Consider the following 12508-nt stretch of genomic DNA (forward strand, 5'->3'; position numbering starts at 1 on the left):
GACCTTTCAGTCAACGGATTAAAATTTATAGAAGTTTGGATATTATATTGATATTATCCGGCAACCTACCTACGTTCTGAAGTTTTAGTGCCGCAAGCTGCAAGGCAACCTTCAAGCATTTTTCAATAGGCTTTTCTTTGATATAGGCAAACAAAAACCCTGACCAAAATGCGTCTCCGGCTCCAGTGGCGTCCATCACATTATCAACCTTTATGGCAGGCAATTGAACAACCCCTTTGCCTTTTTGCGACAATTTAACCCCAAGGCTGCCCAGCGTCAAACATACCGTCCCTACACCTGCCTCATGAAAGAAAGTAAATATTTCATCGTGCGGCAACTTCTTCTCAAAAAGTCGCAACATATCGTCCTCACTGATCTTCACCAGAGGATCAAACTTACAATATGCCTTGATCACTTCTAGCGCTACGGCCTGACTGTTCCATAACTTTTTGGCATAATTTACGTCAATGCTCAACTTGCAACCTAAATGGTAAGCTTCTTCCGCTTTTTTTAAAATGGTAGTTTGGGCAGGATCTTTGCTTAGGGCAAAACAGGTTGTGTGAAATATGGTGGTATTCTCAAGGAGGCCTTTGTTGATCTGGTCTTCGGTAATACGATAATCGGCCTCGCGAAAAGGAATAAAATCCGGAGTATTCTCGGTCCTTGAAACAAAAATAACACTGGTGGGCTTGGCCTCTACGGCCTTGATATATTTTGTTTCAACCCCAACTTCTGCGAGTCGCTTAAATACATAATCCCCAAAAGCATCATTCCCGACCGTGGCTACCAAAACCGATTTCAACCCCAATCTGGCAGAATTCATGGCCACATTGGTTGGGGAACCTCCCAAATATCTGTGATAATCCCTTGTTTCATTAATATTAACCCCCGGCTGGTGCCCAATAAAATCAACAAGTACTTCTCCAATACATAGAATATCTATGCTTCCCATATAGTCTTACTATTTATAATTCCTGAAATGTTTTTCACTTACCCCCTATACTCCCAAAAACCCATTAATGTTATCCACTACACTGGTCTGTCCTCCTTATCTAATCAACTTGTATCTTGGCATAATCCTTGGAAATAAAGAAACAAGAAATAGCTCCCAGAATAAAACAGACCCCTACAAAAGCCAAGGCATTTCGAGGGTCCCCAAGAAACAAAGCATCGTAGTAAAACGGTACGGTAGCCATACTTATAAATTGTGGAACCACAATAAACATATTAAAAATGCCCATATAGACCCCCATGCGGTCCTTGGGGACGGAAAACGAAAGTATTACATAGGGAACGGCCATTATGGAGGCCCATGCCATTCCCACCAAAAACATACATAAGTAAAACATGTTGGTAGTGGTCGCTATTTGCATTGTAAGAAAACCTATGGCTCCTATTGCCAAGAAAACGGCATGTGTTAACCTGTGGCCCAATTTTTTTCCTATCCATGGAATGGCAAAGGAGATTGTAAAGCAGGCCACACTAAATATGGCCAGACTTATTCCCCCATAAAATGCTCCCTTTTCAAAATCTGGATGTGCCGGTGATGCCGCATCAAATACATGGCGTGCAATAGCCAAGGAGAGATATTGCCACATTAAGGGCAGGCCATACCAAACAAAGAACATAACCCACCAGAGTTGTTTCATGGTTTTGGGCATACTTATAATTGCTTCCTTAACTTCCTTCAAGACACTAGCAATTCCTACTTTTTCCTTTTTCAATTTTTCAATATCCTCGGGCGGAAATTCGTCCGTAGTAAAAATGGTCCACAATACGGTACCTAACATTACCGCTGCACCCAAAACAAAGGAATATTTAATAAAATTGGGAATACCGTTTGAGTCTTCCAACTCCGCAATCGCTCCATAAGCCCCAAGGGTTATGATTCCTAAAAACCCCAATAACCAAGGCATTATGTTTGCCGAAAATTGGCCTAATCCAACAAAAAAGCTTTGTACCGAAAATCCCAAGGATCTTTGTTCTCCCGGCAATTTATCCGCAATAAAGGCTCTAAAGGGTTCCATGGCAACATTCATAGAGGCATCCAAAATCCATAACAATCCTGCCGCCATCCAAAGCGTAGAAGAATAGGGCATAAAAATCAGGGCAATACTCGCCAAAATAGCACCTACTAAAAAGTACGGGCGACGGCGTCCCAACTTGGTCCAAGTTTTATCGCTCATAGCCCCTATGATAGGTTGTACCAACAAACCGGTTAAAGGTCCGGCAAGCCAGAGCCAAGGTATTTGTGCCTCATCAGCCCCTAAATATCTATAAATAGGACTCATGTTGGCCTGCTGCAGTCCGAAGCCGAACTGAATACCCAAAAATCCGAAATTCATATTCCAAATTTGCCAGAAACTTAACTTAGGTTTATTTAACATTGGTATATTGATGGAGGTTAGAATACAATTTCTACTAATATGTCAAAAATATACTGGAACCTTCTTCAAGGTTTTCCTTCCACTTCAAAAAATAGACACCAAACCAATAAGTAAAAGCGCTATTTCCAAAATAGTGTATCAAAAGAACCTACTAAAGCTATGCAATTCATCTGATAAACTTGTTTGTTTTTTTAAATAACCCTTTTAGAGTCAGACAGGAGTTCTTCAATATAGTTGATCTTATTGAACGAAAGACCGCATAAAAAGTAAAAGAGCTGACCTTAGTCACCTAAACATCAACTCTATTTACATTCAATCTAAAAAAACAATCAACCAACCTAAAAAAATCTATATTTCGTCATAGGCTTTCCAAGCCATCGAGTAACGATGGTATAACTGCCTAATAATTTCATCATGTCATAGTCTGTCCCAGTAAATTGCGCCTCATTTCTCCATTGACCATTTGATAAGGGCCTTTTAATGATATTGGGGACCACTATTTAACAAGGATTGGAACAAACTTGGTGTAATTTATAGCTAATAATGGCTTGAATTATCATATTAGTTAACGAAAACGATTTCGAAATGAACGAAAACGATTTAGATTTTCATTTTTTTAGTATTTTTATTATAAAACTAACCCAGAATGAAACCCGTTACCCTAAAAGAAATTGCAGAACAATTGAATATTTCTGTGACCACCGTTTCAAAAGCGCTCAAAGACTATCCTGATATTAGTAAAAAAACCAAGGCCATGGTGAAAGAGTTGGCCCAAACCCTGAACTATAAACCCAATGCCTTTGCCGTAAATTTAAGGACCAAGGAATCCAAGACCATCGGCCTCATAATTCCTGAAATTGTCCACCATTTTTTCTCCAGTGTCATAAAGGGAATTGTTGCCCAGGCGGAAAAAAAAGGTTATCTGGTCATTATTCTTCAGTCGAATGAATCCTATGATTTGGAAAAAAAGCAGATTCAACTGTTGATGAGTCAACGTGTTGATGGTATTTTAATATCCCTGGCCAATGGTACTGCAGAATACAATCACATAACCGATGTCCTGGCACAGGACAAACCCTTGGTGATGTTCGATAAGATTGCCAAAATAGTAAAATGCTCCAAGGTCATTATAGATGATAGAAAAGCAGCCTATACGGCAACGCAACATTTAATAGATACTGGATGCAAAAGAATTGCACATTTTAGGGGAGCACTTTTACCACAAAATTCCATTGATAGGTTTCTTGGTTACAAGAAAGCTTTGTTGGACAACAATATGCCCTATGATCCTTCTTTAGTGTACATCTGCGAATGTGGTGATAATAGCTTTGAAGAAGGAAAAATGAATGCGCGGCAATTGTTAAAAGATCACAATAATGTGGACGGTATCTTTATAAATACGGATTTAGTGGCTATAGGCGCCATTACGGAGTTCAATGAACAAGGTGTCAAAATTCCAGAAGACATATCCATTGTAGGGTTTAGCAATTGGTTTATGTCATCGGTCATCTCCCCTAGCCTAACTACCATTGACCAACCGGGATTCGAAATGGGGAAAGCGGCTTTTAAGCAACTTTACAGGGAAATGCAACAAGTAAAAAAAAAGGAACCCATTGTTTACAAAGAAATCGTTTTGGAAACAGGCCTTATTAAACGGCAATCCACCAAAGAGGTCTTACATAAAATGAAACAGATTTAGATCCAAGTTATAAGAATATTTCCTTTCCAATAATTTCAAATAGCTTTTGCCTGTAACTTCAAAAGGGGACATGCCTATAACCCAAAATACAAATTGGGCACCAACTCAACAAAACACCACAAATTCCCATTTTACTTCCATTTCTGTTGATATACGCGCCGTGGCATCAACATAACCGCCAAGTAATGCATATACCATATTTATAATTATACCATGTAATAATTTACGTATTCCCATTTATAAGGACCTTGTGCAACATAATTCTCATTATTTGCTTCATATCTGATATTTCCCAACACAGCCTTGAGTATATATTTGTCCTGATACATCCTCATTTACTTGAAGGTGCATTATTGTAAATCAACTAACTTAAACTGTAAACTATGATTAAATTTAAACACGCAATAATTGCGATTGTTGTATTTATCGGGCATTTTGCCTATTCACAAACATCTACGGTCAGCGGTGTTGTTTCTGATGACACTGGTATTCCATTACCAGGGGCCACCATTGTGATTTCCGGTACCACGATCGGTACCACCAGCGATTTTGATGGAAAATTTACCTTACCCGATGTTCCTTCCAATGCCAGTTTGGTCATTACTTATTTAGGATATGAGAAAATGACAATTGCCCTAAATGGCAGAACATCCATTAATGTAAGCCTTGTTCAGGACCTTGAAGCCTTGGAAGAAGTTGTGGTAGTGGGTTATGGTACCCAGAGTAGATCCGAAGTAACCGGAGCCATTTCCACTATAAAGTCCGAGGACATTACTGCCATACCTGTTACCAATGCCGAATCTGCCTTGCAAGGGAGAGCAGCAGGTATTACGGTTATCAGCAATGGATCTCCAGGTACTGCACCTGAAGTACGGATCCGTGGTTTGGGGACTATGAACAATAGCTCCCCCTTATATGTTATAGATGGTGTTATTTCCAATTCAGGACTTTCAGGATTGAACCCAGGAGATATAGATAACATCAACATTTTAAAGGACGCTTCAACTACTGCCATTTATGGTTCCTTGGGCGCCAATGGTGTTATTATGGTAACCACCAAAAAAGGTAGTCGCAACGGTCTAGTTAGTATTGATTTTGATTCCTATACGGGTGTACAGTTCGTAACCAACAGATATGACTTGCTAAATACGGAACAATATTTAAAATATGCCACTGATGCTTTTGGGTTTACCCCGAATACACCGGCCAGTAAATCTGGCCTAAATACCGATTGGCAGGATGAGCTCTTTACTTCAGGCCTCATCCAAAATTTCGATTTGGGGATTTCCGGAGGAGGAGAAAACAGCAATTACAGATTCTCCTCTAATTACCAAGACCAGGAAGGTGCAATAATTGGAACCGGATTTAAACGATATTCCTTTAGGGCCAATAGTAATTTTACTTCTGGAAAATTGCGCTTGGGGGAAACACTCGCACTTTCATTCAATGACCAGAATCCTGAAGGTGGCCTAAACTCCGGTAGATCTTTAATAGAGCACGCCATCAAAATGGCTCCCTATTTACCAGTTTACAATAGTGCCAATTTAGGTGGGTTCCAAGGCCCAAGTAGCTCCAACGATGGACAGGATGCCGAAAACCCTGTTCGAATTCAAAAATTAAGGGATTTCTCCAATAAGAACGTAATTGTTAATGGAAGCATTTATGGGGAATACGAAATTTTAGATGGTCTTAATTTTAAATCACAACTGGGCCTCATCTATGATAATTATCTAAATGAACAATTTACCCCGGCATATAACCAGGATAGTGAAAATACCGGGACAGGGACACAGGTCTATGCCAATATTGTTAAGAACACAGGAATTAATAAGGATATTATTTTCACCAACAGCCTTAATTATACCAAGTCTTTCAAGGACCTTCATAATTTTGAACTGCTATTACTATATGAACGCCAAGATGCCAAGAACTCCTACATCAATAATAACAGTAGAAATTACTTGAGCAATACCATCAAGGAACTTTCCAATCAGGATGCCAATATTTCATCTGCCACTACCAAATATGCAAGGGTAAGCTATTTGGGTAGGTTGAACTATAATTATGATCAACGCTATATTTTTGCTGCCTCATTGCGAAGGGATGCTTCTTCACGGTTCGGAGCTAACAACAGATGGGGTTGGTTCCCTTCACTGGCTGCAGGCTGGAACCTTGCAAAGGAAGCCTTTTTGGAAGATTCCTCATTTAGTACCTTTAAGCTTAGGGGAAGTTGGGGTATTGTAGGTAATGACAAATCTGAGGATTACACCTATACTACATCCCTCTCTCCCAATTTCAATTACCCTTTTGGAGGAACCAACTATGTTGGTGTTACTGCCGAAGGCGTTTCAAATCCAGATCTAAAATGGGAGGAGACAACCATGGTTAATATTGGGTTGGACCTTGGTCTTATGAACGAAAAGATAACCTTGGCTCTGGAATATTATGACAACACCAGTAACGACCTCTTAATGCAGTTGAACCTTGCAGATTCGTTCGGTTTTCTCAAAAATTACAAATGGTCCAATGTCGGTTCCGTACAAACCAAAGGTTTTGAAATCTCTTTGGGCTATAATGATTTTGAAGGCGATTTTACATGGTCTGCCAATTTAAATCTGGGTACCAGTAAAAATGAAGCTCTTTCCTTGGGTGGCCTTGATCAGCTAGTAGGGGGTGGATTTGAAAATGAGAACCTTACCAGGTTGGCCGTTGGTGAAACCTTGTTTCATTTTTATGGGAAAGTAACCGATGGTGTCTATCAGGACCAAAGTGAGGTAAATGCCGTTTTTACTGCCAACCCATCACAGACTGCCGTACAACCAGGGGACATTCGTTTCAAGGACTTGAACAACGATGGAAACATAAATGATCAGGACCGTACCATTTTGGGAAGCGCCTTCCCTGATCTAACCTATGGCCTTAACTTATCGGCAGGCTATAAGAGATGGGATTTTAATGCTTTTATTAGCGGAGTTTCAGGCAATAGTATTTACAACACAAATATATATGACCTAGAGGGAATGCCACGATTGTTCAATGCGGGCACCGCGGTCCTAAACCGTTGGACAGGACCAGGTACTTCCAACGAAGTGCCACGAGCCTTTGGTTCTACCCAGAACGTTTCGGCCTCTGACCGCTTTATAGAGGATGGGTCCTATACCCGCTTGAAGAATATTTCTTTGGGTTATAGTATTAAAGGTGATATGCTCAACAAACATATTAACAAATTAAGGATGTATATAAGTGGACAGAACCTTGTAACACTTACAGATTATTCCGGCTTAGATCCCGAGATAGGTAAACCCAATAATAACTCAAATTTTGAAGTTGGTATTGATAGAGGTAACTACCCTCAGCCCAAATCCTTACTTCTAGGCATACAAGTTTCATTTTAAAATATAGACATGAGAAAATATAAATATATTACCGCCACCGTAATCGGCCTATTGTTCACTCTTTCGTGTGACAATAGTGGCCTTGAACTTATCAATGAAAACAACATAGCCCCAGAAACTTTTTTCTCGGACGCAGGACAGGTAGAATCATCCGTTACGGCCGTGTACGCCAACCTACAAACACAAGGCCTCTATACCCGGCATATGTTTTTTATGATGGACAATATGTCCCATGAAAATGGCGGCAACTCCCAATTGGAAGCGGATAAAAGGGAATACCTACAATTTTCCTTCAATTCTGCCCACGGTGCCATTGGACTATACTGGAACAGCTGTTATAAAGGTATCAACAAGGCCAACTTCGTCATAGGCAACGAAGAAAAAATAAATGCGATACCCGAAAACAAATTGTCACAGGCCCATAAAAGCAAGTACATAGGGGAGGCCAAATTTTTAAGGGCCCTTTATTATTTCTTTTTGGTAACCCGATTTGGCGATGTGCCACTTATTACTACCATTCCGGACGATATTGTAGGATACCCCAGAAGCCCAAAAGAGCAGGTCTACGAACAAATTATCAATGACTTGACCGATGCATCCAACACCCTACTAGCCAAAGGAGAGGAGACAACCTTGGGAAGGGCTACCAAAGAGGCCGCTTTGGCTTTTTTAGGTAAAGTATATCTGTTTAGAGGGGAACACAGGCTTGCCCTTGACAATTTTGAAAAAGTCTATGGTAAATACCAATTGGAAGAAAACTATTTCGACAATTTTAAGGAACAAACAGAATACGGTCCTGAATCTATTTTTGAAGTAGCCTATGACACCTCCATTGGTGGTTCTGGATGGGGAGATGGTAGTTCTGGAGACCGATTGAACGAGATTACCTTTAGAGGCCAGGAATATGGCTTTAACGATTGGTTCAACGTTTATCCATCAGATGATCTTCTGGACGAATATGAGTTAGGGGACCCGCGCTTTAAAGACTGCTTCTATTCTGAAGGAGACACTTTTCCAGGAGGAACAGTACGTACCGGAACACCTCCGGATCCCATCCCTGAAGGGGAAGTGTACATTGCGCAAAATAGACGTGCAGGTTGGAAAAAATATCAAAATTATTACCAACGGGCACATGAAGAGACCAATTCGGGAATTAATTTCAAAGTGATGAGATATGCCGATGTACTTCTCATGATGGCGGAATGTGAAAATGAGGTAGGGACCCAGGCAAATGCGGTAGGATACATTAACGAGGTTAGATCAAGACCAAGTGTCATGATGCCCGCATTACCCACCACCCTATCAAAATCAGAGGTTTTTGATGCCATTGTACATGAACGCAAGGTGGAGCTGGCCGGGGAACAGGTTAGGTTCAACGATTTGATCCGTTGGGGAATTGCCGCCGAATTTTTGGAAGGAACAGGCTTTCAAGCCGGCAAGAGCGAACTATTCCCAATACCGCTTTCCGAAATTACTTCAAATGAAAATATAAATTCAGAAGATCAAAATCCTGGCTATTAAAATTATAAATAATTTGGTTGGTTAATTAGTTAGTTTTAAAACAGCGTGCCCAGGTACGCTGTTTTTTATAAGGTATAATTGACGTAAATTATCACCACGAATTAAATATAAAAGCAATGAAAATTACAGAGATTGGGAAAATCGTTCTTGCTTCAATTGGTTTGATGCTATTGGTCAATTGTTCCAAAAACGAGGAATTGAACGGAGGCAAAATATTTAGATCCCTGGATCATCCTAAAACGGGAATCACCTTTAGTAACCTCCTTACAGAAAATGATTCCTTAAATTATTTTACCTATTCCTATCTATATATGGGAGGTGGTGTAGCAACCGGTGACATTAACAATGATGGCCTATTGGACATCTATTTCACGGGGAATCAAGTACCCAACAAACTATATTTGAACAAAGGGAACCTAGAATTTGAGGATATTACCGAAAATGCCGGCGTAAGCGGGGACGACCGTTGGTACACCGGGGTAACCATGGCCGATATAAATGGAGACGGATGGCTGGACATCTATTGCTCTGTGGGGGGCAAATTTGGCAAAAAAAACAATCAATTGTTTGTGAATAAAGGCGACGGTACTTTTGAGGAAATGGCCGAGAAATATGGAGTGGACAATTTGGGAAATAGTGTACAGGCCACTTTTTTCGATTATGACAAAGATGGGGATTTGGATCTATACGTTGCCAATTATCCTCCTACCAAATTTGATTCACCTTCATTTGTCTACCTATATAACATGAAAAACGTATCCGATACCGATATGGATTATCTGTACCGGAACGACGGGGATCAATTTACCAATGTCACCAACGAATCAGGACTTAGAAACTTTGGTCTAACGCTGAGTGCCACCGTGGGGGACCTAAATAATGATACCTGGCCAGACATCTATGTTTCCAACGACTTTAGATCTCCCGATTATATGTTTATCAACAACCAGGATGGCACTTTTAAGGAAGTGGTGAAGAAGGCCACCCAACATACATCCTTCTACGGTATGGGAGCTGACATTGCCGATTTCAACAATGACGGCAACTTGGATATCTTTCAGGTAGATATGGATGCCAAGGACAATAGGCGTAAAAAAACCAATATGGCCAGTATGAACATAGCACTGTTTTGGGACGTTGTCAATTCAGGATTTGGATACCAATATATGCATAACTGTATGCAGTTGAATTCTGGGGTATTTGAAGACGGGATACCACACTTTTCCAATATTTCGAGACTTACGGGAACCTCCTCCACCGATTGGAGCTGGGGGCCTTTATTCGCCGATTTTGATAACGATGGCCTAAAGGATCTCTTTGTATCCAACGGCACAAGAAGGGAAATCAACAACAATGACTATTTTAATAAGTTAAAGGGCATAAAATTAAGTTCAGACAGCCTTTTGCAATTGAGTCAGGCCATCCCTTCCGAAAAAATAGACAACTTTATATTTAGAAACAAAGGAAACTTGGAGTTCGAGAAAGCAAACAAAAGCTGGGGGATTGAATACAAAGGTTTTTCCAATGGGGTGGTATACGCCGATCTTGACAATGACGGGGATCTCGAAATTATCACCAATAACCTTGATGACTATGCCTCGGTTTTTGAGAATAAAAGTTCGGAATTAAATGGGCATCTAAAAATTAAATTTAACGGATTACCCGGTAATAAATTTGGTCTTGGCAACAGGGTGTATCTAACAACCGCAGGACAAACACAGATGCAAGAGCTCACCTTAACAAGAGGGTTTCAATCCTCTGTGGCTCCTGAACTACATTTCGGGCTGGGCAAGTCCCCCAAAATTGACCATTTAAAAGTGGTATGGGCAGATGGTAAAATTGAAGAGCTAAAGAACATAGACCCTAATCAGACCCTAATTTTTGATTATTCCAACGCCCGTATCCATGAAATTCCTGCCACAGACAATAAGTTCCTGTTTACAACGGATAGTAGCGAAGTCTTTCCCAAACACCTTCATCAGGAAAATGACTTTGACGATTTTGGCATACAAGTACTCCTGCCCCATAAGATGTCCGCCTTTGGGCCGGCCATAGCCGTTGGTGATATGAACAACGATGGGATGGATGATTATTTTGTAGGGGGATCAGCGGGATCTCCTGGAAGTGTTTTTATTCAAGAATCCAATACATTTAAAAAAGTGGCCTCCAATTTTTTAGAGGAAGACAAATTAAGCGAGGATTCAGGAGCTATACTTTTCGACGCCGACGGGGATGGGGACAATGATCTTTATGTAGTAAGCGGCGGGTATGAATTCTCCCCAAATTCAGAATCCTTACAAGACAGGTTATACCTAAATGACGGAGCAGGGAAATTCTCAAAAGCCCATAAAAACGCCTTGCCCCCAATAAAAAATAGTGGTTCAAAAGTGTACCATGCAGATTTTAACAATGATGGCAGGGAAGATTTATTGGTCTTGGGCAGACAGATCCCAGGCAACTATCCGTCTCCTGCTACTAGTTATATCCTACAAAATGTAAGCACTGCCAATAATGTTAAATTTGACATTTCTTCAGAAATGCATGCGCCAGGGTTTGAAAACCTAGGAATGGCTACAAGCGCTGTAATCTCAGACATAGACAATGACAATCGGTTGGATATTATTGTAGTCGGTGAATGGATGCCCATAAGGGTTTTTAAAAATACTGTTACCGGATTCAAAGAGGTTTCTGAGGAAATGGGACTTACCAAAGATTCAACCGGATGGTGGTGGAGCATTGAACAAGGAGATTTTGATGGGGATGGCGACATGGATTACATAGTAGGAAACAATGGTTTAAACTACAAGTACAAAGCGACAAAGGAGGAGACATTCGATATTTATGCCAATGACTTTGACAAGGATAACGCCGCCGATATTGTGCTTAGTTATTATAATGATGGGAAGCAATACCCACTAAGGGGAAGGGAATGTTCCTCTCAACAGATACCAGGAATTAAACAAAAATTCCAGGACTATGAAAGTTTTGCCCAGGCTACCCTAGAAGATGTTTATAGTGAAAAGGCACTGGAATCTTCACTGCACTATCAGGTAAAATCGTTTGCCAGTATTTATTTGGAAAATAAAAATGGCAAATTGGTCCAACATCTGCTCCCAAGGGAAGCGCAGACTTCCAGCATCAATAAAATCCTAGTGAAAGACTATGATAAAGATGGTTATTTGGATTGTTTAATTGCAGGCAACCTACATGTCTCCGAAGTTGAAACACCCCGTAATGACGCCGGGCATGGGCTTTTCCTAAAAGGAAATGGAAAAGGCGGTTTTACATCGGTACCTCCCGACCAAAGTGGATTTTTTGTCCCTGGGGATGTTAAGGACATGCTCCCTATAAACACCAATAAAACATCCTATATTATAGCGGCCAAAAACAATGATTACCTTCAATTCATTCAACTTAATTAATGGCAAAACAGCTAACAATTCACGCCCGCCTAAACATTCAAACACCCACTAAGGGGGGTGAAAACGGAAAATTTAATTTTGCAA

Annotated in this window: 6 protein-coding genes; 4 read left to right on the forward strand and 2 right to left on the reverse strand. The window is 40.5% G+C overall.

Annotated features, from left to right (window positions below; translation table 11 throughout):
* Positions 1 to 25: 25 nt before the first annotated feature.
* Both QSE00_RS16820 and QSE00_RS16825 read right to left on the reverse strand, forming a co-directional pair.
* Positions 26 to 952, reverse strand: a complete 927-nt coding sequence (locus tag QSE00_RS16820; protein WP_286106836.1) for a carbohydrate kinase family protein — start codon at positions 950 to 952, stop codon at positions 26 to 28.
* A gap of 100 nt (positions 953 to 1052) precedes the next feature.
* Positions 1053 to 2345: an MFS transporter gene (locus QSE00_RS16825; RefSeq protein WP_286106837.1), complete on the reverse strand. Its 1293-nt coding sequence runs from the start codon at positions 2343 to 2345 to the stop codon at positions 1053 to 1055.
* Positions 2346 to 3033: 688 nt separating this feature from the next.
* Here QSE00_RS16825 and QSE00_RS16830 point away from each other — a divergent pair.
* The 4 genes from QSE00_RS16830 (at position 3034) to QSE00_RS16845 (ending at position 12424) form a co-directional block, all read left to right on the forward strand.
* Positions 3034 to 4086, forward strand: coding sequence for a LacI family DNA-binding transcriptional regulator (locus tag QSE00_RS16830; RefSeq protein WP_110356491.1), 1053 nt, complete (start codon positions 3034 to 3036; stop codon positions 4084 to 4086).
* 383 nt (positions 4087 to 4469) lie between these two features.
* On the forward strand, positions 4470 to 7481 hold the full coding sequence (locus QSE00_RS16835; protein WP_286106838.1) for a SusC/RagA family TonB-linked outer membrane protein: 3012 nt from the start codon (positions 4470 to 4472) through the stop codon (positions 7479 to 7481).
* A gap of 9 nt (positions 7482 to 7490) precedes the next feature.
* Positions 7491 to 9002, forward strand: a complete 1512-nt coding sequence (locus QSE00_RS16840) for a RagB/SusD family nutrient uptake outer membrane protein (protein ID WP_110356490.1) — start codon at positions 7491 to 7493, stop codon at positions 9000 to 9002.
* A 116-nt stretch (positions 9003 to 9118) separates the two neighbouring features.
* Positions 9119 to 12424 carry a VCBS repeat-containing protein gene (locus QSE00_RS16845; RefSeq protein ID WP_286106839.1) on the forward strand — a complete coding sequence of 1102 codons (3306 nt, stop codon included), beginning with the start codon at positions 9119 to 9121 and terminating at the stop codon, positions 12422 to 12424.
* Positions 12425 to 12508: the final 84 nt, after the last annotated feature.

The sequence above is a fragment of the Arenibacter flavimaris genome, from assembly GCF_030291335.1.
In the GTDB taxonomy this organism is placed as follows: Bacteria; Bacteroidota; Bacteroidia; order Flavobacteriales; family Flavobacteriaceae; genus Arenibacter.